The organism is Pantoea sp. Ap-870 (assembly GCF_011752515.1).
Lineage (GTDB): Bacteria > Pseudomonadota > Gammaproteobacteria > Enterobacterales > Enterobacteriaceae > Pantoea > Pantoea dispersa.
The window spans coordinates 268,501-294,384 of the sequence record NZ_VWXG01000004.1; the positions used below are offsets into that span (position 1 = coordinate 268,501).

31 protein-coding genes are annotated in these 25,884 nt (G+C 59.5%); 13 read left to right on the forward strand and 18 right to left on the reverse strand.

Features of this window, described 5'->3' with window-relative positions:
* Window positions 1-18: 18 nt before the first annotated feature.
* Genes flgH through F3J41_RS12440 form a run of 7 tightly spaced genes read right to left on the reverse strand, consistent with a single transcriptional unit; the run spans window position 19 to window position 4,977 of the window.
* Window positions 19-699, reverse strand: coding sequence for a flagellar basal body L-ring protein FlgH (flgH, locus tag F3J41_RS12410; RefSeq protein WP_166711314.1), 681 nt, complete (start codon window positions 697-699; stop codon window positions 19-21).
* Window positions 700-750: 51 nt separating this feature from the next.
* Window positions 751-1,536, reverse strand: coding sequence for a flagellar basal-body rod protein FlgG (gene flgG, locus F3J41_RS12415; protein ID WP_166711316.1), 786 nt, complete (start codon window positions 1,534-1,536; stop codon window positions 751-753).
* A 14-nt stretch (window positions 1,537-1,550) separates the two neighbouring features.
* Window positions 1,551-2,282, reverse strand: coding sequence for a flagellar basal body rod protein FlgF (locus tag F3J41_RS12420; protein ID WP_166711318.1), 732 nt, complete (start codon window positions 2,280-2,282; stop codon window positions 1,551-1,553).
* A 2-nt stretch (window positions 2,283-2,284) separates the two neighbouring features.
* Window positions 2,285-3,475, reverse strand: a complete 1,191-nt coding sequence (gene flgE, locus F3J41_RS12425; protein ID WP_166711320.1) for a flagellar hook protein FlgE — start codon at window positions 3,473-3,475, stop codon at window positions 2,285-2,287.
* Between the two features lie 10 nt (window positions 3,476-3,485).
* On the reverse strand, window positions 3,486-4,196 hold the full coding sequence (locus F3J41_RS12430) for a flagellar hook capping FlgD N-terminal domain-containing protein (protein ID WP_166711322.1): 711 nt from the start codon (window positions 4,194-4,196) through the stop codon (window positions 3,486-3,488).
* Between the two features lie 2 nt (window positions 4,197-4,198).
* Window positions 4,199-4,624 carry a flagellar basal body rod protein FlgC gene (gene flgC, locus F3J41_RS12435; RefSeq protein ID WP_166711324.1) on the reverse strand — a complete coding sequence of 142 codons (426 nt, stop codon included), beginning with the start codon at window positions 4,622-4,624 and terminating at the stop codon, window positions 4,199-4,201.
* A gap of 2 nt (window positions 4,625-4,626) precedes the next feature.
* Window positions 4,627-4,977, reverse strand: coding sequence for a flagellar basal body protein (locus F3J41_RS12440; protein WP_166711487.1), 351 nt, complete (start codon window positions 4,975-4,977; stop codon window positions 4,627-4,629).
* A gap of 84 nt (window positions 4,978-5,061) precedes the next feature.
* Here F3J41_RS12440 and flgA point away from each other — a divergent pair, with 84 nt between their 5' ends.
* The 4 genes from flgA (at window position 5,062) to F3J41_RS23555 (ending at window position 6,746) form a co-directional block, all read left to right on the forward strand.
* Window positions 5,062-5,826: a flagellar basal body P-ring formation chaperone FlgA gene (flgA, locus tag F3J41_RS12445; protein ID WP_166711326.1), complete on the forward strand. Its 765-nt coding sequence runs from the start codon at window positions 5,062-5,064 to the stop codon at window positions 5,824-5,826.
* 75 nt (window positions 5,827-5,901) lie between these two features.
* Window positions 5,902-6,180, forward strand: a complete 279-nt coding sequence (flgM, locus tag F3J41_RS12450) for a flagellar biosynthesis anti-sigma factor FlgM (RefSeq protein ID WP_166711328.1) — start codon at window positions 5,902-5,904, stop codon at window positions 6,178-6,180.
* A complete protein-coding gene (locus tag F3J41_RS12455; protein WP_166711330.1) occupies window positions 6,177-6,608 on the forward strand; it encodes a flagellar protein FlgN in 432 nt (143 codons plus the stop codon). The genes flgM and F3J41_RS12455 overlap by 4 nt, the downstream gene beginning before the upstream one ends.
* Before the next feature lie 3 nt (window positions 6,609-6,611).
* The gene (locus tag F3J41_RS23555; protein ID WP_256378121.1) at window positions 6,612-6,746 is read left to right on the forward strand and encodes a hypothetical protein; all 135 of its coding nucleotides are present in this window, start codon (window positions 6,612-6,614) and stop codon (window positions 6,744-6,746) included.
* 24 nt (window positions 6,747-6,770) lie between these two features.
* Here the strand turns inward: F3J41_RS23555 and F3J41_RS12460 are convergent, their stop codons facing one another.
* The 9 genes from F3J41_RS12460 to F3J41_RS12500 all read right to left on the reverse strand — a co-directional run bounded on the left by F3J41_RS12460 (window position 6,771) and on the right by F3J41_RS12500 (window position 15,729).
* The gene (locus tag F3J41_RS12460; protein ID WP_166711332.1) at window positions 6,771-7,673 is read right to left on the reverse strand and encodes a hypothetical protein; all 903 of its coding nucleotides are present in this window, start codon (window positions 7,671-7,673) and stop codon (window positions 6,771-6,773) included.
* The gene (locus F3J41_RS12465; protein WP_211075193.1) at window positions 7,670-9,052 is read right to left on the reverse strand and encodes a glycosyltransferase family 2 protein; all 1,383 of its coding nucleotides are present in this window, start codon (window positions 9,050-9,052) and stop codon (window positions 7,670-7,672) included. The genes F3J41_RS12460 and F3J41_RS12465 overlap by 4 nt, the downstream gene beginning before the upstream one ends.
* A complete protein-coding gene (locus F3J41_RS12470) occupies window positions 9,049-9,471 on the reverse strand; it encodes a flagellar FliJ family protein (protein WP_166711334.1) in 423 nt (140 codons plus the stop codon). Before F3J41_RS12470 ends, F3J41_RS12465 begins: the two co-directional genes overlap by 4 nt.
* 26 nt (window positions 9,472-9,497) lie before the next feature.
* On the reverse strand, window positions 9,498-10,811 hold the full coding sequence (gene fliI / locus F3J41_RS12475) for a flagellar protein export ATPase FliI (RefSeq protein ID WP_166711336.1): 1,314 nt from the start codon (window positions 10,809-10,811) through the stop codon (window positions 9,498-9,500).
* A gap of 247 nt (window positions 10,812-11,058) precedes the next feature.
* On the reverse strand, window positions 11,059-11,724 hold the full coding sequence (gene fliH, locus F3J41_RS12480) for a flagellar assembly protein FliH (RefSeq protein ID WP_166711338.1): 666 nt from the start codon (window positions 11,722-11,724) through the stop codon (window positions 11,059-11,061).
* 3 nt (window positions 11,725-11,727) lie between these two features.
* The gene (locus F3J41_RS12485; RefSeq protein ID WP_166711340.1) at window positions 11,728-12,765 is read right to left on the reverse strand and encodes a flagellar motor switch protein FliG; all 1,038 of its coding nucleotides are present in this window, start codon (window positions 12,763-12,765) and stop codon (window positions 11,728-11,730) included.
* Entirely contained in the window at window positions 12,743-14,350 is a 1,608-nt protein-coding gene (fliF, locus tag F3J41_RS12490) for a flagellar basal-body MS-ring/collar protein FliF (protein ID WP_166711342.1), read from the reverse strand. The genes F3J41_RS12485 and fliF overlap by 23 nt, the downstream gene beginning before the upstream one ends.
* Window positions 14,351-14,360: 10 nt before the next feature.
* Entirely contained in the window at window positions 14,361-14,702 is a 342-nt protein-coding gene (locus tag F3J41_RS12495; RefSeq protein WP_166711344.1) for a flagellar hook-basal body complex protein FliE, read from the reverse strand.
* Window positions 14,703-14,715: 13 nt separating this feature from the next.
* Entirely contained in the window at window positions 14,716-15,729 is a 1,014-nt protein-coding gene (locus tag F3J41_RS12500; protein WP_166711346.1) for a sigma-54-dependent Fis family transcriptional regulator, read from the reverse strand.
* 501 nt (window positions 15,730-16,230) lie between these two features.
* Between F3J41_RS12500 and F3J41_RS12505 the strand changes: the two genes are divergently transcribed.
* The 8 genes from F3J41_RS12505 to F3J41_RS12540 all read left to right on the forward strand — a co-directional run bounded on the left by F3J41_RS12505 (window position 16,231) and on the right by F3J41_RS12540 (window position 23,271).
* Window positions 16,231-17,085 carry a FliM/FliN family flagellar motor switch protein gene (locus F3J41_RS12505; RefSeq protein WP_211075195.1) on the forward strand — a complete coding sequence of 285 codons (855 nt, stop codon included), beginning with the start codon at window positions 16,231-16,233 and terminating at the stop codon, window positions 17,083-17,085.
* A gap of 1 nt (window position 17,086) precedes the next feature.
* Entirely contained in the window at window positions 17,087-17,452 is a 366-nt protein-coding gene (gene fliN, locus F3J41_RS12510) for a flagellar motor switch protein FliN (protein WP_166711348.1), read from the forward strand.
* Between the two features lie 2 nt (window positions 17,453-17,454).
* Window positions 17,455-18,219, forward strand: a complete 765-nt coding sequence (gene fliP / locus F3J41_RS12515; RefSeq protein WP_166711350.1) for a flagellar type III secretion system pore protein FliP — start codon at window positions 17,455-17,457, stop codon at window positions 18,217-18,219.
* The gene (fliQ, locus tag F3J41_RS12520) at window positions 18,216-18,488 is read left to right on the forward strand and encodes a flagellar biosynthesis protein FliQ (RefSeq protein WP_166711352.1); all 273 of its coding nucleotides are present in this window, start codon (window positions 18,216-18,218) and stop codon (window positions 18,486-18,488) included. Before fliP ends, fliQ begins: the two co-directional genes overlap by 4 nt.
* Before the next feature lie 2 nt (window positions 18,489-18,490).
* Window positions 18,491-19,258: a flagellar biosynthetic protein FliR gene (gene fliR, locus F3J41_RS12525; RefSeq protein ID WP_166711353.1), complete on the forward strand. Its 768-nt coding sequence runs from the start codon at window positions 18,491-18,493 to the stop codon at window positions 19,256-19,258.
* 205 nt (window positions 19,259-19,463) lie between these two features.
* On the forward strand, window positions 19,464-20,597 hold the full coding sequence (gene flhB / locus F3J41_RS12530; protein WP_166711493.1) for a flagellar biosynthesis protein FlhB: 1,134 nt from the start codon (window positions 19,464-19,466) through the stop codon (window positions 20,595-20,597).
* On the forward strand, window positions 20,584-22,686 hold the full coding sequence (locus F3J41_RS12535; RefSeq protein ID WP_166711355.1) for a flagellar biosynthesis protein FlhA: 2,103 nt from the start codon (window positions 20,584-20,586) through the stop codon (window positions 22,684-22,686). Before flhB ends, F3J41_RS12535 begins: the two co-directional genes overlap by 14 nt.
* A gap of 102 nt (window positions 22,687-22,788) precedes the next feature.
* Complete coding sequence (locus tag F3J41_RS12540) at window positions 22,789-23,271, forward strand: YlaC family protein (protein ID WP_021507677.1); 483 nt, start codon at window positions 22,789-22,791, stop codon at window positions 23,269-23,271.
* Between the two features lie 162 nt (window positions 23,272-23,433).
* Here F3J41_RS12540 and F3J41_RS12545 read toward each other — a convergent pair whose 3' ends face one another.
* Window positions 23,434-24,195 carry a tRNA-(ms[2]io[6]A)-hydroxylase gene (locus F3J41_RS12545; protein ID WP_088516037.1) on the reverse strand — a complete coding sequence of 254 codons (762 nt, stop codon included), beginning with the start codon at window positions 24,193-24,195 and terminating at the stop codon, window positions 23,434-23,436.
* 56 nt (window positions 24,196-24,251) lie between these two features.
* Window positions 24,252-24,671, reverse strand: coding sequence for a ribonuclease E inhibitor RraB (gene rraB, locus F3J41_RS12550; protein ID WP_010615961.1), 420 nt, complete (start codon window positions 24,669-24,671; stop codon window positions 24,252-24,254).
* A gap of 162 nt (window positions 24,672-24,833) precedes the next feature.
* On the opposite strand from rraB, the gene argF reads away from it, so the two are divergent.
* On the forward strand, window positions 24,834-25,841 hold the full coding sequence (argF, locus tag F3J41_RS12555; RefSeq protein WP_136545806.1) for an ornithine carbamoyltransferase: 1,008 nt from the start codon (window positions 24,834-24,836) through the stop codon (window positions 25,839-25,841).
* Window positions 25,842-25,884: the final 43 nt, after the last annotated feature.

Consider the following 25,884-nt stretch of genomic DNA (forward strand, 5'->3'; position numbering starts at 1 on the left):
CTGATCATCATCTTCACCTTAAATCGGGAACAGCGGATGGTTGAAGAAACGCGTGAGCCAGCCCGCTGCATTGGCATCACTGAGCGCGCCGCGCCCGGCGTAGGAGATGCGCGCATTGGCGATGCGCTGCGAGGAGATGCTGTTATCGCGTTCGATATCGTCGGCGCGCACCAGCCCGGTGACGCGCATGTACTCATCGCCCTGGTTGAGCGTCAGCCACTTCTCGCCACGGATCACCAGCACGCCGTTTGGCAGCACCTTGTGCACCGCCACCGAGATCGAGCCGCGCAGCATGTTCTGCTGCGCTGAAGAGGCGTTGCCATTAAAGTTGCGTTTGCCCTCCAGCGAACCGCTCAGCTGGTCATAGGTTTTGCCCATGGCCGACGAGATGCCGAGCTCAACATCGTTTTTCTTACCGAAGTTGGTGCGCGCCTGCTTGCTGGACTGGGTCGATTCGTCGAGCCGCACGGTGAGGATGTCACCGACGCGATAGGCGCGGCGATCCTGCATCAGCGACCACTGATACTGGCTGTTGTACAGCCCGCCGCCGCTGACGCGCGCATCCGGCTGCATCAGCTCCTCCGGCGGCGCAAAGGCGGCGTCATCTTTTTGCACCAGCAGCGCCGGGCTTTCACAGCCGGTCAGCAGCAGTGCGGCGGCCAGCAGCAGGCCGCGGGTGAGTTTTTCTGTCAGTTTCATTGTTGTTATGGCCTTGCTCAGCGGGCGGAAGTCAGACTTCCGCCCGGAAAATTACATCTGCTGGGTGACAAACTTCAGCATGTCGTCCGCCGCCGACACCATTTTGGCGTTCATCTCGTAGGCGCGCTGCACGGTGATCATGTCAACCATCTCTTCCACCACCTGCACATTGGAGCCCTCCAGCGAACCCTGTTCCAGCTGGCCGAACGCCTCTTCGCCCGGTACGCCTTCGACCGCTTCGCCGCTGGCGGCGGTTTCGCGATACAGGTTGCCGCCCAGCGCATCAAGGCCGGCTGGATTGACGAAGTTCACCAGGGTGATCTGGCCCAGCTCAACCGGTTCCTCTTCGCCGCCCACCGTGGCGCTGACGGTGCCGTCTTTGCCGATGGTGAGATTTTTGGTGCCTTCCGGCAGCTCAATCTGCGGGATCAGCGGCAGGCCCTGCGCGTTGGTCAGCACGCCGTCCGGGCTGATTTTCAGGTTGCCGGAGCGGGTATAGGCGATATCGCCATCGGTGGTTTCCACCTGGAAAAAGCCCTGCCCGGTGATCGCCACGTCCAGCTCCTGCTGGGTGTTGCTGATCGATCCCTGCGTGAACTGCTTCTGCGTGCCAAGGATCTTCACGCCGCTGCCGAACTGCACGCCGGTAGGCGTCATGTTGTTCTGATCAAGCTGCGTACCCGGCGCGCGCTGCGTCTGGTAGAACAGATCCTCAAACACCACGCGATCGCGCTTGAAACCGGTGGTATTCACGTTCGCCAGGTTGTTGGAGATGGTGGTCATTTTGGCGTCCTGCGCCGCCAGACCGGTTTTACTGACCCAAAGAGCCGGATTCATGTTTTTGCTTCCTGTTAGCTGCCGCGGATCAGGCGATTGCCTGCCTGCACGAGGGTTTCTGCGGCTTTCATCATTTTGATCTGCGCTTCGAACTGGCGGCTGAGCGACACGGTTTGCACCATCTCATTCACCGCCGACACGTTGCTGGTTTCCAGATGCTCATGCGCCAGCTGCACTGCTTCGCTGCGCGGTGCCACCAGACGGTTAGCGCTCAGCCAGCCATCGTTGTTTTTGCGCAGCTGCGCGGCAGGAATGTCCACCAACTTGATGCGCGCCACGTCCATCGCCGCCGCCACGTTGCCATCTTCCGGAATCACCGTGATGGTGCCGTCGTCGCCAATCGCTACCTGAGAAAACGGCGGCAGCTGAATCGGGCCGTCATCGCCCAGCAGCGGCTTGCCGCCGATGGAGAGGTTGCCCATGTCGTCGATATCGATATGGCCGTTGCGGGTATACAGCTCGCGCCGCCCTTCCCGTACGGCGATCAGGCCGTCGCCTTTGATGCCGACATCCAGCTCGCGCCCGGTCTCCTGCAGCGCACCGTGCGCCATGTTGATGCCGCCGTTTTCGCTGCGCACCTGATGACGGCTGTCGTAGCCGCCACCGGTAATCGCCTGGGTGCTGGCGCGCTCCAGATCGGCACGGAAGCCTTCGGTATTGGCGTTCGCCAGGTTGTTGGCGTGGATCATCTGCTGCGTCAGGCTGCGGTTCGCGCCGCTGACGGCGGTATATATCAGGCGATCCATGGTTACAGCGCCTGGAACAGAGCGTTCATCATCGAATCATTGGTCGAGATGACTTTGGTGTTGGCCTGATAGTTACGCTGCGCGTTCATCAGCCCGACCAGCTCCGCCGTCATATCGACGTTGGAATCTTCCAGCGCGTTGGATTTGATGCTGCCGTTGAGGCCGCTTTTCGGCGTGCCGAGAATCGGCTGACCGGACTGATTGTTAGCGGTCCACGCGGTGCCGTCTTCGGAGGTCAGGCCGTTAGGATTGGTGAAGCCCGCCAGTACCAGCTGGCCCTGCAGCAGACGCTCGCCGTTGCTGTAGGTGGCGTAAATCTTGCCGTCATCGTCAATCTGTTCGCCGTTCTTCTCACCGGCGGCGTAGCCGTTCGGGCTGTTGCGCGAGACGTTGAACTCTGAGCCGTACTGGCTGGTGCCGGTGTAGTCGAGGCCGATAGTCAGCGCGTCGGCGCCGGGAATGGTGGCAGACACATCGACCGCACCGGTCGGGCTGGTCAGCACGCCGTTGGTGCTGAACTCCAGCTGCTGGCTGGCCGGGGTAGCAGGCTGGCCGTCAACGAAATAGTGCGCTTCCCACTGGTTATCGCCGGTTTTCACGAAGTACTGCTCCAGCGTGTGCTCACGGCCCAGCGAGTCATAAATTTTGCTGCTGTAGGTGTTGTTGTAGCTGGTGCTGTCGTCTTTATTAAACGGCGCGGTGGCAGGCGTTTTGCTGTTGGCGTTCAGGTTGCCGACAAAGTTCATCTCGTCGGTGGCTTTGGCCGGAATGCTGCCGGAATTGATCTGCAGATCGCTGATCACCCCGGTCTGCAGCTGGCCGTTCGCATCCACCGGATAGCCCTGCAGGCGCTTGCCGAGGTTGTTGGTCAGATAGCCCTGGCTGTCGATCTGCGAATAACCGGCGCGGGTGTAGCTGATGTTGCCGCTGCTGTCTTTGGTCATAAAGAAGCCGTTCCCGGCGATCGCCAGGTCGAGACCGCGGCCGGTGCCGGAGATACCGCCGTTCTGGCTGATGCTCTGGGAAATGCTGCTGACGCCAACGCCCAGCGGCTGACCGCTGGCATACAGCGAGGCGAACTCGGCGCGCATCGATTTATAGCCGACGGTGCCGCCGTTGGCGATGTTGTTACTGATGGTGCCGAGCTGTTTGGTCACGGCGTTGAGGCCAGAGGTGGCAATGTTAAAACTCATGAAAAATTCCTCAGGAGAAAAGACGTGATGGGTTCACGCCAGAGAACAGGTTCTGCTGCTGGTCGCCGCTGTTGCGGCTGCCAAACTGGCGGATGGTGTTGTAAGCGACTTCGCCAAGGCCGGGGATATTCAGCAGCGGCGCGCCGGTTTTCGGATCGAAGCGCACGCTGTTGACGGTGCCGGCGATCTCAATCGGGATTTCGGTTTCGCCGACGTCGGTGACCACGCTCAGGGTGTATTCGCCGTCGGCGAGGCCCAGCGCTTCCGGATCAATGGTGAACGGCACATCGCCCTGCGACTGTTTACCGAGCGGGATCTTCACCTCTTTGCCGGCGCTGTCTTTCACGTGCAGCGTGACGTTTTCCGCCGGATGCTCGAGGTGCAGACGGCCATCGATCGGCTTGCCGTCGAGCTGCACTTTGTCGCTGTTGACGAACACCTGCTGGCCGACGAGGTTCGACATCGCCAGCATTTGCAGGTTTTCGCCCATGTAATAGACGCCGGTCATGGTGTCGGTCAGGGTCTGCATCGACTCCATCTGCGACATCATCGACAGCTGGTTAATGTAGTCCGCGCTGTCGGTCGGGTTGGTGGGATCCTGGTTCTGGATTTGCGCCACCAGCAGCGTCAGGAACATATTGCTGGTGCCGCCGTTGGCCTGCGGCCCCTGCAGATCGTTGTTGCCGTTGCTGCCGTTGTTGTTAACGTTGTTGACGCTCATACTTAGCCTTCTCCCAGACGCAGCAGGCTCTGCTGCATGCTTTTCACGCTGTTCAGCACTTCCACATTGGTTTCAAAGTTGCGCGAGGCGGACATCATGTCGGCCATCTCTTCCACCGTGTTGATGTCGGGATAGAAGACATGGCCCTGGGCGTTCGCCAGCGGATTGCCCGGCTCATAGCGGCGCACCGCACTGCCGGTTTCCACCACATCCAGCACCTGCACGCGCGCACCGGCCATCGCGGGCGCATCCATCAGCTGGCTGTTCTGGTAAATGGCGGCGAAAACCGGACGGCGCGCTTTATAGGTTGCCGCTTCGCTGGCCGCCGGTGATTCGGCGTTCGCCAGGTTACTGGCGATGGTGTTCAGGCGGACGGTTTGCGCCGTCATGGCGGAACCCGAAACGCGATAGATATCGTTAAAGGACACGGTTATTTCCCTTCAATGGCCTGCTTCAGGCCAATAAACTTGCTGCTGAGGAATTGCAGGCTGGTCTGGTAATCCAGCGAGTTTTTCGAGAACTCGGCCTGCTCAACGTCCAGCGCCACGGTGTTGCCATCGGACGCTGGCTGATACGGCACGCGATACTGAATCTCTGGTGAAGAAGTGAACGAACTTTTTTGCAGGGAACGTTGCATCTCAGCGGCGAAATCAATATCTTTAGCCTGGTAATTCGGGGTATCCACATTTGCCAGGTTGGCCGTTAACAGCTCTGCTCGCGAAAGTCGAAGCTGTAAGGCGGCGGGATGAACCCCCAGCGCTTTGTCAAAACTTATCCCCACGGTGTGTTCCTCAAAAGTTGTCATTCACACGCTCTCAAGCAAACAGCGTGCCAACTTTTAAATCATTGATTTAATGAGGTTTACATGAACACATTGCGTGATAGCGGGAAGTCATTTTTCCGCCTGATTCCGCTTAGCCTGCTGCTTTTTTCTGCTGCGACGTTTGCCATTCCCGATGCGCAAACCGCGCGCAAACAGGTGTATAACCAGGCGGTGGCTAACGCCACGGCAGACATCCAGCGTCTCGCCCGGCAGAAAGGCTGGAAAGATTTCAGCAGCAAACTCAACGTCTTTATTCCCACCGAAGTGAGCCGCCTGGCGCGCTGCACCAAACCGTTAACCTCGGCGCTGCCGGCCGGCGACCGGCTGGATCTGGCGCGGCTGCGTTACGACATTCGCTGTGAAGACAGCAACGGCTGGGAGCTGGCGGTCACCGTCAAACCGGATGTGTATCTGCCGATTCTGGTGGCGAAAACCACCCTGGAACGCGGTAAACAGCTGGCGGCGAGCGATGTGGAAGTGAAGAAGCGCAATATCGCAGGCCTGCGCGACGGCTTTATCAGCAATCCGGATGAAGCCCTCGGCTACACCCTGAAGAAGCGCGTGCGTGAACTACAGCCGATTGCACCCAGCCATCTCGACCAGCCGGTACTGGTGGAGCGCGGCCAGCAGGTGCTGATGATTGCCGAGCAGGATGGCGTGCAGGCGAAGATGATGGGCGAAGCCTTAAAGAAAGGGCGCAAGGGCGACATGATCAAGGTGCGTAACCTGCAAAGCCAGCGCGTAGTGACCGCGCGCGTCGACGATATCGGCGTGGTGCGTATGCTGGTGGCGCCGGGAAATCCCTGACGGCGGAATTTAAGTTTCCGCCAGGCAGTGTCGTTGTGCTGAGGTATGCCGTTATCGACCCTGAGAAACAAGACAATGAAGATCACCCGTACCGAGACTGGTGTGACGCCAGTCAACCAAGCCGTCACCACATCGCTGAACGACGCGCCGCAGGCGCAAACTACTGGTCGCACGGCAAATCGCAGCGAGCAGGCCGCACAAAGCCCGCTGCAGGTGGCCAGCCAGCAGCTGCGTGAGATGCCGGACGTGGACAGCACCTTTGTCAGCGCCATGCAGGACGCGCTCAAAGCGGGCCGTCTGCAGGTGGATACCGAGACGCTGGCGCAGGCCATGATGGACTATTACCGCTCATGACCAGCACCGCGGAACGGGTTAAATCCCTGCTGCGTGATATCAAACAGGACACGCAGCACTACGATGCGCTGACCCACCTGCTGAAGCAGCAGCGTGAAGCGATGATCGCCTGCGATGCCGGCCATCTGCAGTCGGTCAATGACCAGCTGCTGCACATCTATCAGCAGCTGCACGACTCCGCGCAGCGCCGCAGTGAAACCCTGCAGGCGCTGAAGCTCTCCTCCGACAGCCGCGGCGTCAATCAGCTGCTGCCGTACCTGCCCGCCACGCTGGCGCAGCAGGCCGAAAGCTGGTGGCGCACGCTGGAGCTGAGCGCGCTGACCTGCCAGCAGATGAACGATCGCAACGGCGTGCTGCTGGCCATGCAGCAGGAGACGCTGAACACCCTCACCGGCCAGCCCGCGCACGATTTCCTCTATCAGAGATAAACCATGAAAACTTTGCAGGTCGGTTTCTATATGGAAACCGGCTTTGCGATGTCAGCAACCTGGCAGAGGTCACAACAAAAAACGGGCACGCTGCCGATGACGCAGGTGCCCGAAGTGAGATCGCGCAAAATACCTTAATAACAATCCCGCTGTCCCGCAGCCTCACTTCAGCAGCGACAGCCCGATCAGCAACGCATTGTCGTCGCTCAGCGCCGGCAGCGGCTGACGCTCCCACGCGGCAAACAGCGCCGCCAGCGTGTTGTCATCCAGTTCACACTGCTCTATCTGCAGCAGCCCGACAATCACGCTGATGCCAAACACGCGCTGGCTCAGCTGTAAAAACTGGTTCTCCCACTGCGCCACGTCCGTGCCCGGGAACATGCTGTGATAAGCGTACCACAGCACATAGTTGCGCCATTTCTCCGCGTGCTGCTGCATAAATGCCTGTACCTGCGCATCGTCACGCAGTTCGTTGAGCAGCGGTAACAGATAGTCATCGCTCAGCGCCGCCAGCTCATTCAGCTTCATCACCAGCGTCATACCGGTCAGCGGATCGAGGCTGGCATCCAGCTCAATATGTCCCAGCTGACGCAGGGCCGCCAGCGGATAAGCATCGATAGCCGGCAGTGCGGCAAAGGCTTCCCGCATCAGGCCGCTGTGGGTCAGCGCCTGCAGCTCATCGCCCACCTGCTGAATAGCGTCAACCTCCTGCAGCTTCTGACATTTGCTCAGCAGCACCCCCACCGCGTACAGGCGTTCCGCCAGCGGTACTTCGTCATTGAGCAGCAGGAAAATGGTTTGCTGATTGAGGGCCTGCAGACGCGGACACAGCGCCGGTGCCTCCAGCGGAGCCACGGCAGCATGCTGCAGCGCAAACGCCTCGTTCAGGCATAAAATCGCGGCGGCGGCGCTGTCGCACTGCAGCGGGGCGCTGACGCGCTGCTCTTCACGCCAGCGCAGCTGCTGCAGCGGTTTCTCGCCGTGGCAGCCGGCACACTGGCAGGCCCAGGGGTGCGCATCCAGCTGCGCGACAAATTCGGGGGTATACATCATGGCACTGTTCATAAAGGCTCCTGAGCACCGGCGCGCGGCACGGTACCTAATTTGCGGAAAAAGCGCGCGGTACAGGCTTGCCCCGTTTCATCCTCACTGAGGAAGAACATACTGGGGTATAACGCAAACCAGCGCAGATCGGCTGTATTGAGATAGCCGGCCTGCGCCAGCTGATCCTGTAATCGTTCAATGAGCGGGGCGTAAGCCTGCTGGTTGACGCAGCAGGCGAGATGCGGCAACGACTGCACCACTGCGGCAGCCACGCCCGGCAGCTGTTCCAGCGGCTTGCCGGCTTCAATTTCAGCCGCAAGGTGAAAGCCATCCCACGGAATCTGGCGCAGCGCGCGCAGCAGGCGGTTCAGCCCGACAATTACCCGCTCCTGGCGCACCCATTCGAGGCGGCTGTCGAGCAGCAGATAGTTCGGCCAGCCTTCGCGCTGGGCGCGCTGCGTCAGCGCCAGATGGGTTAATCGCGCATCGCTTTCCGTCACCGGCACGATGACAATCAGGGCCGCTGGCAGACCGGCCTGTTGCAGCCGCTGCAGCAGGCCATCACCCGCGTCCGCATGCTGTAACAGCACCACGCGATGGAAAAAGCCCCAGTCCGGCTGCTGCGTCAGCGGTGCCTGATGCAGGCGCTGATAGAACTTGTAGATAAACGCATCTTTCACCACTTCGCTCAGCGGGGTGCGCTGCATCTCACTGCTGCCCAGCACAAAATCTTTGTCGAAGGTGTTATTGCTGTGCGAGACGCAGAGAATCGAGCGCCACGGATCAAGCAACAGCACCGGCGCGGTATAATCGTTGGTAAAGCTCAGCTCTTCGCCCAGCGTGACGCGATCGTCATAACGGTGTTTTTTCAGAAAGTTACGGTGATAGGCGAAGGTGCCATTCAGCACGTGGCGCGGGCTCTGGGCGGCGGTGGTAAAGATGCGGTTCACGTGGCTGTACCACACCGGCAGAATGTTACAGGCGGCAAAAAGCGCATTGTGGCGCCGCATCTCTGCGATGGTGTAGCTCAGCTTGTCGCTGCGATAAAAATCATCATCGTCCATGCAGACGATATACTCGCCGCGCGCCAGCTCGTTCAGCCGGTTGCGCTTGGCGCCGATCGGCAGGCGTTCGCTCTGGTGGTAATAACGAATCAGCTCCGGATGCGGTGCATAGCGCGTCAGCGTGGCGATCAGCTCAGCGTTGCTTTCGGCTGAATCGTCGAGGATCACCAGTTCGCGGCGATCCGCCGGATAATCCTGATACTGAAACATGTACAGCAGATAAGGCAGAAATGCGCGCCGGTTCCAGGTGGGCGTAACCACACTGACAAACGGCAGTTCGCCGCTGGCCGGCTGCTGACGGCGCGCCATCAGCTGCGAGAACAGAGTGTTGTTCATGCCATTCTCCGGTTGCGCACCCAGCACTGCATGGCCTGGGCATCGGTCAGTTTCTGCTGCTCGCGCGCCAGCGCCAGCGCCAGCTCCTGCTGCTGCTGGCTGCGCATCAGCGCCACGGTTTTTTCCTGGCAGGCATGCGTAATCAGCTCGCCCTGGATCGTCTCCTGCTGTTTTTCAGCAATCACCACCGCCTGGTTCTGCCAGTCAATCACGCGCTGAATGTGCGCTTTGTAAGTGGCGCGGTTCACCAGATGCACGGCGTTACGCACGTCCACCGCTTCGCCCGCCGTCAGCTGGCTGAGCGACTCGATATTTTCGTGATAGCGCTGCACCAGTTGTTTTTGCTGCGCCAGCTGGCCGCTGAGATCGGTCACTTTGCGCTCACGCAACGTATGCAGCTGCGATAAAGTACCGATCATCTTCTTTTTTCTGATCATACGGTTACCTATGCCTGGCTCAGCGCCAGTAAGTCATCAATGGATTGCGCCAGGCTGGCCGGTTGGTCGACCGTCTGACACAGAAAACTGGTTATGGCTGGCTGCAGGCGCACCGCCCGATCCGCCTGCGCATCGACGCCCGCAACGTAGCCGCCCAGCGGCAGCAGCGGTTTGATCGCCATATATTCGGCGTACAGCTGCTTCAGGGTGCGCGCCGCCTGCTGGTGTGCTTTGCCGGTCACCTGGCTCATGCAGCGGCTGATGCTCTGGCCGATATCGATGGCCGGATAGTGCCCGGACTCCGCCAGCTGGCGCGTCAGCACAATATGGCCGTCAAGCACCGCGCGCGCGCAGTCCACAATCGGATCCTGCTGGTCATCGCCCTCGGCCAGCACGGTATAGATAGCGGTCATGCTGCCGCTGGAATCGCTGTTGCCGGCGCTCTCCACCAGCTTTGGAATGATGCCGAACGCGGACGGCGGATAGCCTTTGGTAGCGGGCGGCTCGCCGAGCGACAACGCAATTTCGCGCTGCGCCATGGCGTAACGCGTCAGCGAGTCCACCAGCAGCAGCACGTCGTAGCCGGCGTCGCGATACCACGCCGCCAGCGTGTGGCACAGTTCGGTGGCTTTGATGCGCATCAGCGGTGATTCATCGGCGGGTGCAGCGACCACAATCGATTTCGCCATGCCGGCCGCGCCGAGGGAGTGATCGATAAACTCTTTCACTTCGCGTCCGCGTTCACCGATCAGCCCGACGATCACCACCTGCGCATTGGTGCTGCGGGTGATCATGCCGAGCAGCACGCTTTTACCGACGCCGGAACCGGCCATCAGCCCGACGCGCTGGCCTTTGCCTATCGTCAGCAGGCCGTTGATGGCATTGACGCCAACGTCGAGCGGTTCCGCCACCGCTTTGCGCGTCAGCGGATGGATCTGCACCGGCTGTGCCGGCAGCACCGCTTCACCGCCGAGCCGGCCTTTGCCGTCGATCGGCTCGCCGAGGCCGTTGACTACGCGCCCCAACCAGCTGGCACCGACGTGGATATCACTCTGTTTTTCCAGTGGAAACACCCGCGCACCGGCCATCAGTCCTTCCGGGCTTTTAAATGGCATCAGCCAGGTGACGTCACGATCAAAGCCCACCACCTGCGCGGCGAGCAGCGTGCCGTCGGCCTGTTCAATGCTGCAGCGCTGCCCGACCGCCAGCGGGCAGCCCACGCTTTCCAGCAGGATGCCGTTGACGCGCACCAGCCGTCCGGCGACGCGCGCCAGCGGGATGTTGTCGAGCGACTGCAGCAGATTGTTGAAGGACTGTGTCATGTGACTCCACCGTTATGGTTGGTTTTGAGGATGATGCGCGCTGCCCCTCACCCCAACCCTCTCCCGCAGGCGGGAGAGGGAGCTGTCGGGTGCGTGCTTCCCCTCGCCCCGGAGCGGGTTTATCCTCTCTCCCCGCGGGAGAGGGTTAGGGTGAGGGCAGCAAACCGCACCAGCCCTCACCCCAGAGCGGGTTATCCCCTCTCCCCGTGGGAGAGGGTTAGGGTGAGGGCAGCAAACCGCTCCAGCCCTACAGATTCTCCTGCAGCACGCTCATGCACTGGCTCAGGCGCTGGTTACAGCCGATATCCATCTCGCTGGCGTCGGTGACAATGCGGCACTCGCCGGGCTCCAGCTCGCTGTCGGCGCACAGGCCCCAGCTCTGTACCTTCTCCGGCTCCAGCTCTTTGATGCGGCTGAACTCTTCGGCATTCATCAGCACGCGCAGCTGTTTTGGCAGCTCCGGCAGCGTACTCAGCGCTTCATCCACCAGCGCCAGCAACTGAGACGGCTGCAACGCCAGTTCCACGCGGATCACCTGACGCGTCACCTTCTCAACCAGCGCCAGCAGCTCGCTCTTGCGGCGCTGCTCGTGCTCATCCAGCTGCTGCTGCAGCTGCGCGCTCAGCGCATCCAGCGGTGCTGCCGCCGCGAGAAAATGTTCGCGCGCCTGCTGCTTACCGGCGTCGAATCCCTGCTGCTGGCCCGCGCTGCGCCCCTGCTCCACCCCTTCCTGATAGCCCTGGCTTTTGCCCTGCTCCAGTCCCTGGGCGAAACCGTCGCTGATGCCCTGCTGAAAACCGTCCATCAGCTGCTGCTGCAGCGTGGCGGCATCGGCCGGTTCGCCACTCTCTTCCACGCGCTGCCAGGCTTTGCGCAGCGGCGGAAACTGATGCAAACGCATCTGTGTGCTCATCGCTTACTCCACCGTCTGTTCGCTAAACAGCTGAATCTGGATCTCGCCGCCTTCGGCCAATTCGCGCACCCGCGTCATGATCTCTTTGCGCACCTGTTCGATGCGGCTGATCGGCACCGGGCCCAGACGCGAGGTGGTGTTCTGCAGCAGCTGCACCTGACGGCGCGGCATCGCATCGTAAACTGCCTGGCGCAGCACCGGTTCGGTGCCCTTCAGCGCCACCGCCCACTGCTCCATCGGCACCTCTTCCAGCAGACGCTGCAGCACCGCGGTGTTCTGACGGCTGAGGATAAAGAATTCGTACATCTCGCTTTTCAGCTCATCGACCACCGTCTCATCGCGCATCTCCAGCTGCGCCAGCAGCGACTGCTGGTTGCCGCTGATGCGATTGACGATGTTGGCCGCCTGGCGGATGCCCTGCACTTTGGATCCGTGCTCGGACAGCACCGCCACGCCGCGATCGATCAAGCGGTCCAGCTCGTCAACCACGTCACGGTTGATGTCATCGAGGCGCGCCACGCGGTACAGAATTTCGTCCTGGCGCGACTCATCAAGCTGTGCCAGCACGCCTGCGGCGACGTCCGGCGGCAGGAAGGCAAGGAATACCGCCTGCAATTGCAGATGCTCCTGGGCAATCATCGCCGCCAGCTGCGGCGTATCGACCCACTGCAGGCGCGCCATGCGGTGACGGATCTCGTCGCCGTAGATGCCGTTGATCACACTGCGGGCAATTTCGCCGCCCAGCGCGCGCTCGAGAATATTGCGCAGGTAGCTGCGCGAAGCGCCGTTGATGCCGCTCTGCTCGCGGTACTCCTGAAAAAAGTTGTTCATCGCCAGGCGGGCGTGCGTCAGCTTGACGCCGTGCAGGCGCGCCATGGTTTCCGACAGGCGCAGCACCTCTTCACGGCTCATCTTGCTCATCACCTGTGCCGCCGCCTCTTCGCCAATGCTCAGCAGCACGATGGCAGCCTGTTCGAGGCGTGAGCGCACCTTGCTGGAGTCGCTGCTTTTGCTGGTTTTACTTTCTGCTGCTTCGCTCATTGCTGCTGATCCATTGTTTCAACACTTCGGCTACGCGATCGGTTTCGCTTTGCGCCAGCGTCTGGAGGTAGTTGATTTTGGTTTCGAGGCCGGAGCCCTGCGGCGGTAAGTTATCGTCGGTGCCGAAGCTGGTGCCCGGCAGCGCTGGCGCGTCTTCTTCCCCTTCCGCTGGCGCGTCGGCCAGTACCGGCAGTGTCTCAGCGACCGGCTCAGCCTCCTGCGGCTGGCGCGCCACGCGGCGCATCATTGGCAGCAGACCAAACAGAATCACCAGCAGCGCCAGCAGGCCGATGCCGCCGCGCTCCGCCCACAGCAGCGTGCTGTCACGCTCCCACCACGCCAGCACGTCCGGCTGTACCTCGGCCGGTTGCGTAAAGGCCAGCAGCGCGAGGCTCAGTTCGTCGCCGCGCTGGCTGTCAATGCCGGCGGCTTTGGTCAGCAGCGTGTTGATTTGCGCCTGATTGTCGCCAGTCCAGCCCTGCACGGCCGCTGCGTTCTGGTTCAGCACCACCGCCACGGTGAGCTTCTGCACGGCAAAGCCCTGATGTTTGATATGCCGCACATCGCGATCCCAGCTGAACTGGCGCTGCGCCTGATTGCGCGTCGACATCTGCGGCTGCGCGTTGTTCTGCGGCGGCGCGTTGGCCGGCCGGTTGCTGAGCGAGCCCGGAATGCCGACCGCCAGCTGCTCGGTGGTGTTGTCCTGTGCCAGCTGTTCGCTGGTCAAGCGCGGTTCGTTGATGTAGCGCTCCTGCGTCTCTTCGATCTGGCTGAAGTCGACGCGCGGTACCACGCTGACGCGGAAGTTCTCACGCCCCAGTACCGGCACCAGCAGGTTGGCGATATTCCGCTCCACCTGTTCACGCATCTGCTGTACCAGCTCACCGCTGCTGCGCAGACCCGGACGCCCTTTCAGCTGGTCGGCAATGTTGGCGGACAGCAGCGCACCCTGTTGATCGACCACGCTGACCTGCTCCGGCTGCATGCCCGGCACGCTGCTCGCCACCAGGCTGACAATCGCGCCGACCTGCTCATCGCTCAGCTGGCGGCCGTATTTGAGGCGCAGCACCACAGAGGCCGTACTGTTGGGTTTATTGGAGAGTACGAAGGAGCTGGTTTCGCTGATGCCAAGGTGCACGCGGGCGTAGTCGATGCTGTCGAGCGCCATGATGCTCTGCGCCAGCTCGCCTTCCATGCTGCGGCGCAGACGCACGTTCTGAATGAACTGGCTGCTGCCGAGCATCTCCTCTTTATCCATCAGCTCGTAGCCGCCCGGCGACTGTGCGCGGATGCCTTTCGCCGCCAGCGCCATGCGCGCCTGCGGCAGATCGCCTTCGCGCACCAGCACCAGACCGCTGTCCGGTGCCACGCGATAGCTCAGCCCTTCACCGCTCAGGGTTTCCACCACGTCGGCCATCGGCAGGTTCTCCTGCGAGCCAAACAGCGCGGTCCACTGGTTGTTGCTCTGCCACAGCAGCGCGACGATCACTGCGGTAATCACCGCCGCAATTGCCGCCGGCAGCAGCCACTTTTTTGCCACGGCGGTCGGATTTTCCGGCCACAGCGCCTGTAATTTCGCTAACACGCGTTACCCCTTAAAGTGGACTGTTGATGACTTCATCGAAGCCTTGCTGCAGCTTGTTGCGCACCTGCATCAGCGCGGAGAACGCCACGCTGGCTTTCTGGCTCTCAATCATTGCGCCGCTCAGGTCATCGCTCAGGCCCATATCAATGGCTTTTTGCTTTTGCGACGCCACATGCTGCTGGCGATCGACGTGATTAATGGCGCCGTCCAGCACGTCGGAGAAGTCCGGCGTGCTGAGTGAAGCCTGCTGTTGCGCGGGGGCAATTGCCGGGCTCTGCGCCTGCATCTGCATCCGCTGCATCTCGGCCAGCATCTGCCCCTGCACGCCGATGGCGGGAAGTTTGTCTATCATTGCAGTGTTCTCTTCAGGAGGCGCAGCCGAGGTCAAAGCCCTGCTCGCGCATCGATGCCAGTCGATAGCGCAGCGCGCGTGGAGTGATGCCAAGAAACTCGGCGGTTTTGGATTTGTTTCCCTGGTGTCGTTTCAAAAGGTCAAGAATGTACTGCGACTCTGCGCGACGCCCGTGGCTCTTGATCTGGCTCTCGTCAGCGTTGGCGGCGTCCACCTGCGGCAGCATCACTTCCGGCAGCAGCGTGGTGTGGCTTTTCAGATTGAAGCAGCCGGCGTGCAGGTCGCCGTCGGCGCACATGATCAGGCCGCGCTGCATAATGTTTTCCAGCTCACGCACGTTACCCGGCCAGGCATAGCTTTGCAGCGCACGGCGCCCGCATTCAGTAATGCGCGGACGATGCTTAACAAAGCCCTGATATTTTTCGATGAAGCGTTCGGCCAGCGGCAGGATATCGGCGGTGCGCTCACGCAGCGGCGCAATGTGCATCGGCACCACCGCCAGGCGGTAAAACAGGTCCTGACGGAAACGCCCTTCGGCGATCTCCACTTCCAGATCTTTATTGGTCGAGGCAATTAAACGAATATCGAGCGGAATCTTTTTATGGCTGCCGAGGCGCTCAACTTCCTGCTCCTGCAGCACACGCAGTAATTTCACCTGCAGCGCCAGCGGCATATCACCAATTTCATCCAGTAATAAGGTGCCGCCGTTCGCCAGCTCAAATTTGCCTGGCTGGCTGGAGACCGCGCCGGTAAATGCGCCTTTTTCGTAACCGAAGAGAATGGCTTCCAGCATATTTTCCGGAATCGCCGCGCAATTGACGCCGACATAAGGTGCCGCCTCGCCAAAGGCCTGCTGATGAATGTATTTTGCCACACACTCTTTGCCGGTACCGGTTTCACCGGTGATTAACACCGGCACGTTGAATTTTGCTACACGCTGCGCCAGTGCGAACAGATTTACACTCGATTCTGCCTGGGCAATAAAGCGTTCATCCTGATTCTTCTGCATCGTATCAACCATATTCATATTGAAAGTATCCTGGAGACCTTTAAGCACACAGTCTTTATTTTGTGAAAGACCTGTCTTATTACGCATTTAGAGTTATGCGGTGGTTTAAGGTGAAAGCCAGACACTTCGCTATTAAGAATCGGCCTAAGTTTCGCCGGATGAGGGTGTCAAAATGTTGCTTCCGCCTGTGATGTGCGCTGAGTATACGCATAAGACAATTCTTAGCTAGCGGCTTCACAGTATTAAAACATTAATCCATTAAAATCATACAGTTGACAAATTTAATTAATGTTTTTCACCGGTTTAAATTAATAGATTAATAAATTTAAGCGCCTTGTTTTAATGTGCGCAAAAAGCTTTAATTTGCGCCAGAGAAAACATTCCGGCCAATTTAGTTAGAAGATTCCTAAACGGTTTGATGCAGTGAAATGCAACGAAGCTTAAACGGGAAATTTCTTGCACGGGATGACATTCAACAATGAATTGATAAATTGAGTCCTGACAGGCGAAAGCATCATTATGCGTACGAAATCAAATCGGGTACGAATTTACACGCCAGACAATCAGCCAGAGCTGATGAAGCTGGAAGTCAATAAACTGGGGCGGCCTTATCATAAGGTGCCGAAAGTATTTAAAGACAACAGCGATCGCTTAGATGCCAAACTGAGCATCTATTTCCTGAAGAAGTTTCGCGTCGATGTCAGCCTGCGCGATATGCAATTTCAGATGGACTGTGCAGTTAAGCAGGCCACGATATTCAGTACCGAGCTGGGCAATCTGGCTTTTCGCCTCGATCGCACGCTGCTGCTGAATATACTGCACGACTATTACGGCTTATCGCGTGACGATCAGCATGAGATGGTGGCGGATAATTTTCCCGTCACCAAAACCGAAGAGCGACTGCAAAATAAACTGGCCAGCGAGCTGCTGCATTTAATTTGTGGCGACGAGCTGTTCGGCGAACCGCTGACGATAAAACCCGACCCGGCTTCGCTATTGACCCAGTGGTCCTATCGCGTCGATTTCTTTCTCGACGGTTACAGCAACGGCAATTTCTCGCTGCTGCTGGATGCTGCGCACGTTGACCGCCTGCTCAGCAGCCTGCGCCAGCCCGCGGATGCCAGTCGCAGCGCCCCGCTGACCAGCGGCGCACACAGTTTCAAACAGCTGCCGGTGCGCCTGCGCGGGCGTCTGGCCACGCTGCCGCTGACCGTCGCCGACCTGGCGCGCCTGAAACCCAACGATGTGCTGACCTTCGCCATGAACGATCGCATTCCGTTGCTGGTCGGCGATCAGCCGCTGTTCAGCGCCGTGATCTGCGAAGAGCGCGGCAAACTCTTTTTCTCCGAATTCAGTGACCGTACGAGTGAATAATATGAGCGATTTAAACGATTTAGCCGATGCGCTGGACCTTGATTTCTCCCTGGAAAACCAGCCTGCGACCGAGGTCGCCGACGCGGCACCGGCGGTCACGCGCGATGCGCCGCGTAACCTGGCGCTGTTTAGCCGCATTCCGGTCACCCTGACGCTGGAAGTGGCGTCGGTGGAGATTTCCCTTGCCGATCTGATTGGCGTGGGCAACGACTCGGTGATCGAACTGGACAAGCTGGCCGGCGAGCCGCTGGACGTCAAAGTCAACGGCATCCTGTTTGGTAAAGCCGAAGTGGTGGTGCTGAACGACAAATACGGCCTGCGCCTGATTGAGTTCAACAACAGCGACCTCAGCGAACTGGCGGGTTAATCATGAAGCGCCTATCCGGTGGGTTAACAGGCGGGCTGGCACTGGCTGGCCTGCTGCTGGTGCCGTCACTGGCGCTGGCGGAACAGCAGGGACTGCCGCTGTTTTCTGCGGTGCCTGGCGCTAACGGCAGCCAGGACTACAGCGTGAAAGTTGAAATCCTGATTCTGATGACGCTGCTTGGCCTGCTGCCGATCATGCTGCTGATGATGACCTGCTTTACCCGTTTTATCATCGTGCTGGCGCTGCTGCGTCAGGCGATCGGCCTGCAGCAGAGCCCGCCGAACAAGGTACTGACCGGTATCGCGCTGGTGCTGACGCTGCTGGTGATGCGCCCGGTGTGGCTGAATGTTTACGACAACGCGGTGGTGCCGTATCAGAACGATGAGATCAGCCTGAAGCAGGCGCTGACCACCGGCCAGGTGCCGCTGAAGAAGTTTATGCTGTCGCAGACGCACAGCACCTCGCTGGCACAGATCATGACCATCGCCAACGCCAGCGGCGAACCGGAAGCGCAGGATCTCACCATCATTGCGCCCGCCTTCGTGCTGAGCGAGCTGAAAACCGCGTTTAAGATCGGCTTCATGATCTACATCCCGTTCCTGGTGATCGACCTGATTGTCGCCAGCATTCTGATGGCGATGGGCATGATGATGCTGTCGCCGTTGATTGTGTCGCTGCCGTTCAAACTGATTCTGTTTGTGCTGTGTGACGGCTGGTCGCTGATTGTCGGCACGCTGACGCAAAGCGTGCAGGGGCTCGGCTTATGATGAGCATTGACGTCGCCGGTGACATCCTGGCGCAGGGTCTGAAGCTGGTGCTGCTGATCTCCGCGGTCGCGATCATTCCCAGCCTGCTCACCGGCCTGCTGGTGAGTATTTTCCAGGCCACCACGCAGATTAACGAGCAGACGCTGAGCTTTTTGCCGCGCCTGATCATGACGCTGCTGGTGCTGGTGTTTGCCGGTAAATGGATGCTGACGCAGCTGATTGATTTTACCCAGCTGATCTTTCAGCAGGCCGCGCAGCTGGTCGGCTGACGATGGGAATCGCCATCAACGACCTGATCCAGCCGCTGTTTGCGCTGTGGCTGCCGTTTGTGCGCATCCTCGCCTTTCTGCACTTCTGCCCGCTGCTGGATAACCGCGCTTTTACGCGCAAAGCCAAAATCGGCCTGGCGCTGCTGCTCAGCATGGTGATGACGCCGATGCTGACGCACAACGTGGTGCTGAACGGGCTGATGTCGGTGCAGAGCCTGATTCTCACCGGCGAGCAGCTGCTGTGGGGCCTGCTGTTTGGTCAGATGCTGTGGTGGACGTTCTGGGCGCTGCAAACCGCCGGCAATATTCTGTCGATGAACATGGGGCTGGGTATGGCGGTGATGAACGATCCCGCCAGCGGCAGTTCGACCATGGTGATCTCACAGATCATTTATATCTGGGCTGGCCTGCTGTTCTTCAGCATGGACGGTCATCTGCTGCTGCTGACCATTCTCTATACCGGCTTCAGCTACTGGCCGATTGGCCAGGCGATCAATGAGGTTTCGCTGCGCACCCTGACCGGCGGCGTCGGCTGGATCTTCAGCGGCGCGCTGCTGCTGGCGATGCCAACGGTGGTGATCATGATGCTGGTGCAGGGCGTGTTCGGCCTGCTCAACCGCGTGTCGCCGACGCTCAACCTGTTCGCGCTGGGCTTCCCGATCAGCATGCTGTTTGGCCTGTTCTGCTTCACGCTGCTGATCGGCAACGTCGGCAGCCACTACCTGGAGCTCACCAACCAGGTGCTGGCGATGCTGGAGAAGATGCGATGAACGCAGGTGCGCATCAATGCGCACCCTACGGGGAGCATGCCGGCAGGCGCGCATGCTGTAGGGTCGCCATTAATGGCGACCGCCCGGCGCAACACGGTGCGCACGCCGACAGGCACGTACGCTGTAGGGTCGCCATTAATGGCGACCGCCCGGCGCGGCGCGCATTAATCTGCACCCTGCGTAACCGTTGATTGATGAGGAATAACTGATGTCCGGCAGCGGCGATAAGAGCGAAAAACCCAGCGCGGGCAAGCTGAGCAAGGCGCGTAAAAAGGGCGATATTCCGCGTTCCAAAGAGGTGAATCTGGCGGTGAGCCTGATCATGGCGCTGATCATGCTCGGCATATTTTTCCCTTATTACCGTGAGCTGATTCAGGCGTCGTTTATCGCGGTGCGTCAGATGGCGGACCGCATCCACGATGACGGCGCGCTGCACCAGTTCATGCTGACGCAGGTGCTCATCATCCTGAAGTTTATCGCCACGCTGATCCCCATCCCGTTCGCGGCAGCCGTCTCCACGCTGGTGCCGGGCGGCTGGATTTTCGTGCCTACGCGCATCAAGCCGGATCTGAAAAAGCTCAACCCAATCAGCGGTGCGAAACGCATGTTCTCGATGCAGCACTATGTCGACGTGCTGAAGATGATCGCCAAATGTCTGGTGCTGCTGGCGCTGCTGTGGAGCACCATCAAAGGCAACCTGGTGGAGATGATGAACCTGCAGGGCCTGTTTCTGCGCGATGCCATCACCCAGGGGCTCGGGCTGTATGAATCGATGATGCGCCTGTTCGTGCTGACCATCGCGCTGTTTGCGCTGGTCGACGTGCCGCTGACCAAATTCTTCTTCACCAAAAAGATGAAGATGACCAAAAAAGAGGTGCGCGATGAGCATAAAAACAATGAAGGCAACCCGCAGGTAAAAGGACGTATTCGCAGCCTGCAGCGTCAGATGGCACTGGGCCAGATTAACAAGCAGGTGCCGCAGGCCGACGTGGTGATCACTAACCCGACCCACTTTGCTGTGGCGCTGAAGTATGACCCGAAAAAAGCGCCGGCGCCCTATATCGTGGCGAAAGGCGTCGATGACGTGGCGCTGTATATCCGCAGCGTGGCGGGTAAACACAAGGTCGATGTGGTGGAGTTTCCCCCACTGGCACGCGCGGTTTACCACAGCACCCGCGTCAACCAACAGATTCCTGCCAGCCTGTTCCGCCCGATCGCCCAGGTGCTGACCTATGTCATGCAGCTGCAGGCGTGGCGTAACGGCGAGGGCGAGAAACCGCGGCTGGATACCCAGCTGCCGAACCTGAACGAGGTAATGAAAGCTCATGAGCCAACTTAAACCGCGCCAGTTCAGCCAGCTATTACGCCAGGCGCACATCGGCGTGCCGGTGCTGCTGCTGTGCGTACTGGCGATGGTGATTCTGCCGCTGCCGCCGATCGTGCTGGACGTGCTGTTCACCTTCAACATCGTGCTGGCGATTATGGTGCTGCTGGCGAGCGTGAACAGTAAACGCCCGCTGGATTTCTCCATCTTCCCGACCATTCTGCTGGTCACCACGCTGATGCGTCTGACGCTCAACGTCGCCTCGACGCGCGTGGTGCTGCTGAACGGTCATGACGGTGCGGGTGCGGCCGGTAAGGTAATTGAAGCCTTCGGTAACGTGGTGATTGGTGGCAACTTTGTGGTCGGCTTCGTGGTGTTCGTCATCCTGATGATCATCAACTTTGTGGTGGTGACCAAAGGGGCCGAGCGTATTTCTGAAGTGTCGGCGCGCTTTACCCTCGACGCGCTGCCGGGCAAACAGATGGCGATCGACGCCGATCTCAACGCCGGGCTGATCAATCAGGAACAGGCGCGCGTGCGGCGTCAGGATGTGGCCAACGAGGCGGACTTCTACGGCGCGATGGACGGTGCCTCCAAGTTTGTGCGCGGTGACGCCGTCGCCGGCATCATGATCCTGCTGATCAACGTGCTGGGCGGCATCCTGATCGGCGTTTTCAAACACGGTTTACCGGCCGGCCAGGCGTTCGAACAGTATGTGCTGCTGACCATCGGTGACGGTCTGGTGGCGCAGATCCCGTCGCTGTTGCTGTCGACGGCGGCGGCGATCATCGTGACGCGCATCAGCGACGGCGCTGACATGGGCGAGGAAGTGAAGTCGCAGCTGCTGGCGAAACCGGCCACGCTGTATACCGCCGCAGGCGTGATGTTTGTGCTGGCGATTGTGCCGGGCATGCCGCACATGGTGTTCCTCGTCTTCACCGCCCTGCTGCTGTTCGCCGCGTGGCGCCAGAGCCGCGTGGTGCAGAAGCCGACGCAAAGCCATGTCGACATGGAAGCGATCAATCAGGCGCTGGCGCAGCCGGACGAACAGCCGACCATCAGCTGGGACAATATTCCGCTGGTCGAGCCCATCGGCCTTAACCTGGGCTACAAGCTGGTCACGCTGGTGGACAAAGGCAAAGGCGCGCCGCTGACCCAGCGTATGCGCGGCGTGCGCCAGGTGGTGTCGGAAACCAGCGGCGTGCTGCTGCCGGAGATCGCCCTGCGTGAAGATTTCCACTTAAAGCCGTCGCAGTACGCCATCAAGATCAACGGCGTTCGCACCGCGGTGGGTGAAGTGCACGCCGACCGCCTGATGGCGCTGCCGACGCCGGATCAGTACGGTGAGATCGACGGCCTGCTGGATACCGATCCCGCGTACGGTATGGCGGTGACCTGGATCCTGCCGGAGCAGAAAGCCAAAGCGCTGAATCTGGGTTATCAGGTAGTCGACTGCGCCAGCGTGGTGGCCACGCACGTCAACAAAGTGGTGCGCGAAAACCTGCCGGAGCTGTTCAACTACGATGATATTACTCAGCTGCATCAGCGGCTGGCGAGCGTGGCACCGAAGCTGTCGGAGGATCTCAACGCGGCAGTGAACTACAGTCTGCAGCTCAAGGTGTATCGTCTGCTGCTCAACGATCAGGTATCGCTCAAGGACATCACGACCATCGCCACCACGCTGCTGGAGAGCGTGGCGATCACCAAAGATCCGATCCTGCTGACCTCCGACGTGCGTTATGCGCTGCGCCGCGCCATGGTGGCGGCGATTGCGCCGGACAACAAACCGCTGTCGGCCTATACGCTGGATAACAGCCTGGAAAACCTGCTGCTGGCAGCGCTCAATCAGGCGCAGCAGGGCGGCAAAGTGGCGCTGGACAGTTTCCCGGTCGACCCTAACATTCTCACCCAGCTGCAGAGCACGCTGCCGGTGATGATGGAGCAGCTGAAAGCGCAGAACCTGACGCAGGTGCTGCTGGTGACGCCGCAGCTGCGGCCGCTGATTGCGCGCTACGCCCGGCTGTTCGCCAGCGGGCTGAATGTGCTGTCGTATAACGAGGTACCGGACGATGCCAATCTGCAGATTGTCGGGCAGGTGAGCTGATGCGTTGCGGAAAACTGTTATAAAAAAACACCGCTGATCTGTCTCTGCCGCCCTTCACTGTTATGTGGTTTACTGGCAGGCAGTGATATTCAGAGGTGAATAATGGACGCGATTAAACAAATTCTGATCGATGAAATCGACACGCTCAACCGCGAAGAGCGGCGCGATAATCTGCCGCGTTTTAGCTTTAACTTCCTGAAAACCCATCCGGGGCTGTGGGGCGTGATGTACCTGTGCTACGGCCTGTGCGTGGCGCTGATTTTCTCGACTGAGATGCTCGGCTGGCCGGCCTTCTGGTTCGCCACGGTGTTCGTGCTGGTGATGAGTTTTCTGATGTTGCTGGACATCAACCCGAAATACCGCTTCGAGGACATCGATACGCTGGATCTGCGCGTGTGCTACAACGGCGAGTGGTATTACGTGCAGCCGGTCTCACAGCAGGCGCTGGACAAGATCCTTGAGAATCCAGGCACGCCCGAGCGCGTGCGCAGCGGCATCGATCGCCTGATGCAGCAGAAAGGAGAAGTGGATTTTTATGATGTCTACTACCTGACCTGGGGCCATCAGCGCGCCGCGAAGATCTGATCGGGCAAATTCATTCCTGCTTCCATGGTATTTATAAGCCCTTAATGACTCACTGCTTAATTACTACCCCCAGCGTCTTTACACAGAAGGTATGCGAAGCTAAAGAGGGTAGTAAGACAACGCCTCAAGGCTGGGTCAGGAAGTTTCGCCGCGCGCACCAAATCAAAACGCCGGCACGCCGCTGTGAAAGCGCAGCTCAGCGTCCGGCTCGCTGATCAAGCGCGCTTCCGCTGCCCCGATCGCCCGCACGCGCGGCGCGATATCCTTCGGTGAAATCTGTGCCGCCAGCGTCAGGTAATCCTGATAGTGGCGCGCTTCGGAACGCAGCAGCGAGATGTAAAACTTCTCCAGCTGCGCATCCAGATACGGCGCCAGGCTGGCGAAGCGCTCGCAGGAACGCGCTTCGATATACGCCCCGCAAATCAGTTTATCCACCAGCGTATCCGGTTCATGGGTGGTCACTTCACGCAGCAGCCCTTTGGCGTAGCGGCTGGCGGTGATCTTACGATAGGGCAAACCGCGCGCCTGCATGATTTCCCACACCTGATAAAAGTGGTGCAGCTCCTCTTTGATCAGCAGCACCATCTTTTCCACCATCTCATCAGCCCACGGCAGTTCATTGCGCACAATGATGCTTTTGCTGAGATTCTTGTGGGCATTGATAAAATCGCTGTCGTGATTCTCGCCGAAAATAAAATCTTCGTACGGCTGCAGCCACGCCAGAATCGCGTCGCCACTGGGTTTATCCGCGACGTATTTGCGAATCAGCCACACCGCGGTCTGCGCCGCTTTCAACTCGCATACCATGTGATCGGTAAGCAGCAGCGTGAGATTTTCCGGCTTGCGCGCTTCATCAATCCACGCCTGCGGCGTGCGGCACTGTAAAAACTGGTGAATGGGGTCTAATAGCGAAGCGTAATTCATCGGAGGTTCTTTGCTGGCAGGAAAATTACCGGGCGGCACGTGCCGCCCGTCAGGGCTTAGTGACGCACACCGTCATCGTCTTCGTCGTCGATCTCTTCGCCGTCGTCTTCATCTTCGGCATCCGGATCTTCAAAGTAGGTGCCCCAGCCGTCGTAATCGACGTTGTATTTCCCGACCAGATTCACCAGCTGCTCGACCTGCGCGTCAATCAGTTCCGGCTTCAGCGCCGATTCGCTCAGGATGTCGACGCACATCACGGTGCTGCCGTCTTCCAGCTCCAGCTCTTCCGGCTCGGTGACTTCATAGCCCAGCTTGAAAGCGTCAACCGCGGCTTTCTCCAGCGAGTCGAAGTTGTTGCAGGAGAGATGATGCTCGATGGTGTAAAGCGCATCCGGATCGCTGCCGTCTTCCAGCAACTCTTCAATGATCAGGCGCGTCTCTTCGCGCTGTTCTTCCAGCAATGCTTCGTATGCCATGGGCGTGTCCTCAAAATGGTGGCAGTGAATGCAATTATTTTCCCACACTGCCTCGCGCGCCACTACACAAAACAGAAAGTTTCTTATCGCTGGGGTTGAAAATGCATATTCATACGGTTAGATTGAATTTTAATTCATTATTGATGTAATGCGGAGCGCAGTATGAGTCAGCTGTATTCGAGACATTTCCTGAGATTGCTGGATTTCACCCCAGCCGAAATCACCGGTTTGTTATCACTCGCCAGTGAATTAAAACAGGCAAAGAAAAACGCCAGCGAAACCCAGTACCTGAAAGGCAAAAACATCGCGCTCATCTTCGAAAAAGACTCGACCCGTACCCGATGCTCTTTCGAAGTTGCCGCCTACGATCAGGGCGCTAACGTCACCTATCTCGGTCCGAGTGGCAGCCAGATCGGCCATAAAGAGTCGATGAAAGACACCGCGCGCGTACTGGGACGCATGTATGACGGCATTCAGTATCGCGGCTACGGTCAGGCGCTGGTAGAGACGCTGGCCGAATATGCCGGCGTGCCGGTGTGGAACGGCCTGACCACCGAGTTCCATCCGACGCAGCTGCTGGCTGACCTGCTGACCATGCAGGAGCATCTGCCGGGCAAAGCACTGAACCAGATGACGCTGGTGTACGTCGGCGATGCGCGCAACAACATGGGCAACAGCATGCTGGAAGCGGCGGCGCTGGTGGGGCTGGACCTGCGGCTGGTGGCGCCGAAAGGCTGCTGGCCAGAAGAGGAGCTGGTGGCGCAGTGCCGCGCGGCAGCGCAGCACACCGGCGGCAAAATCACCCTGACAGAAGAGATTGCCGAAGGCGTGCAGGGTGCTGATTTCATCTATACCGACGTCTGGGTATCGATGGGCGAAGCGAAATCGGTGTGGGAAGAGCGCATCGCCCTGCTGCGTCCCTATCAGGTGAACAGCGCGATGCTGGCGCTGACCGGCAATCCGCAGGTGAAGTTCCTGCACTGCCTGCCCGCGTTTCATGATGACCAAACCACGCTCGGACGGCAGATGGCCGAACAGTATGGCCTGCACGACGGCATGGAAGTCAGCAACGAGGTGTTTGAATCCGACCATAGCGTGGTGTTTGACCAGGCGGAAAATCGCATGCACACCATTAAAGCGGTGATGGTGGCGACGCTGAGCCAGCGCTAAGCCTGCACGGCGCAAACGTTTACCTCGCGCGTGATTTCTGCTT

Excerpts from the sequence above, each read along its gene's own strand:
- flgH (WP_166711314.1), bottom strand. The coding sequence starts at position 699 with ATGAAACTGACAGAAAAACTCACCCGCGGCCTGCTGCTGGCCGCCGCA.
- flgG (WP_166711316.1), bottom strand. The coding sequence starts at position 1,536 with ATGAATCCGGCTCTTTGGGTCAGTAAAACCGGTCTGGCGGCGCAGGAC.
- F3J41_RS12420 (WP_166711318.1), bottom strand. The coding sequence starts at position 2,282 with ATGGATCGCCTGATATATACCGCCGTCAGCGGCGCGAACCGCAGCCTG.
- flgE (WP_166711320.1), bottom strand. The coding sequence starts at position 3,475 with ATGAGTTTTAACATTGCCACCTCTGGCCTCAACGCCGTGACCAAACAG.
- F3J41_RS12430 (WP_166711322.1), bottom strand. The coding sequence starts at position 4,196 with ATGAGCGTCAACAACGTTAACAACAACGGCAGCAACGGCAACAACGAT.
- flgA (WP_166711326.1), top strand. The coding sequence starts at position 5,062 with ATGAACACATTGCGTGATAGCGGGAAGTCATTTTTCCGCCTGATTCCG.
- flgM (WP_166711328.1), top strand. The coding sequence starts at position 5,902 with ATGAAGATCACCCGTACCGAGACTGGTGTGACGCCAGTCAACCAAGCC.
- F3J41_RS12455 (WP_166711330.1), top strand. The coding sequence starts at position 6,177 with ATGACCAGCACCGCGGAACGGGTTAAATCCCTGCTGCGTGATATCAAA.
- F3J41_RS23555 (WP_256378121.1), top strand. The coding sequence starts at position 6,612 with ATGAAAACTTTGCAGGTCGGTTTCTATATGGAAACCGGCTTTGCGATG.
- F3J41_RS12460 (WP_166711332.1), bottom strand. The coding sequence starts at position 7,673 with ATGAACAGTGCCATGATGTATACCCCCGAATTTGTCGCGCAGCTGGAT.
- F3J41_RS12465 (WP_211075193.1), bottom strand. The coding sequence starts at position 9,052 with ATGAACAACACTCTGTTCTCGCAGCTGATGGCGCGCCGTCAGCAGCCG.
- F3J41_RS12470 (WP_166711334.1), bottom strand. The coding sequence starts at position 9,471 with ATGATCGGTACTTTATCGCAGCTGCATACGTTGCGTGAGCGCAAAGTG.
- fliI (WP_166711336.1), bottom strand. The coding sequence starts at position 10,811 with ATGACACAGTCCTTCAACAATCTGCTGCAGTCGCTCGACAACATCCCG.
- fliH (WP_166711338.1), bottom strand. The coding sequence starts at position 11,724 with ATGAGCACACAGATGCGTTTGCATCAGTTTCCGCCGCTGCGCAAAGCC.
- F3J41_RS12485 (WP_166711340.1), bottom strand. The coding sequence starts at position 12,765 with ATGAGCGAAGCAGCAGAAAGTAAAACCAGCAAAAGCAGCGACTCCAGC.
- F3J41_RS12495 (WP_166711344.1), bottom strand. The coding sequence starts at position 14,702 with ATGATAGACAAACTTCCCGCCATCGGCGTGCAGGGGCAGATGCTGGCC.
- F3J41_RS12500 (WP_166711346.1), bottom strand. The coding sequence starts at position 15,729 with ATGAATATGGTTGATACGATGCAGAAGAATCAGGATGAACGCTTTATT.
- F3J41_RS12505 (WP_211075195.1), top strand. The coding sequence starts at position 16,231 with ATGCGTACGAAATCAAATCGGGTACGAATTTACACGCCAGACAATCAG.
- fliN (WP_166711348.1), top strand. The coding sequence starts at position 17,087 with ATGAGCGATTTAAACGATTTAGCCGATGCGCTGGACCTTGATTTCTCC.
- fliP (WP_166711350.1), top strand. The coding sequence starts at position 17,455 with ATGAAGCGCCTATCCGGTGGGTTAACAGGCGGGCTGGCACTGGCTGGC.
- fliQ (WP_166711352.1), top strand. The coding sequence starts at position 18,216 with ATGATGAGCATTGACGTCGCCGGTGACATCCTGGCGCAGGGTCTGAAG.
- fliR (WP_166711353.1), top strand. The coding sequence starts at position 18,491 with ATGGGAATCGCCATCAACGACCTGATCCAGCCGCTGTTTGCGCTGTGG.
- F3J41_RS12535 (WP_166711355.1), top strand. The coding sequence starts at position 20,584 with ATGAGCCAACTTAAACCGCGCCAGTTCAGCCAGCTATTACGCCAGGCG.
- F3J41_RS12540 (WP_021507677.1), top strand. The coding sequence starts at position 22,789 with ATGGACGCGATTAAACAAATTCTGATCGATGAAATCGACACGCTCAAC.
- F3J41_RS12545 (WP_088516037.1), bottom strand. The coding sequence starts at position 24,195 with ATGAATTACGCTTCGCTATTAGACCCCATTCACCAGTTTTTACAGTGC.
- rraB (WP_010615961.1), bottom strand. The coding sequence starts at position 24,671 with ATGGCATACGAAGCATTGCTGGAAGAACAGCGCGAAGAGACGCGCCTG.
- argF (WP_136545806.1), top strand. The coding sequence starts at position 24,834 with ATGAGTCAGCTGTATTCGAGACATTTCCTGAGATTGCTGGATTTCACC.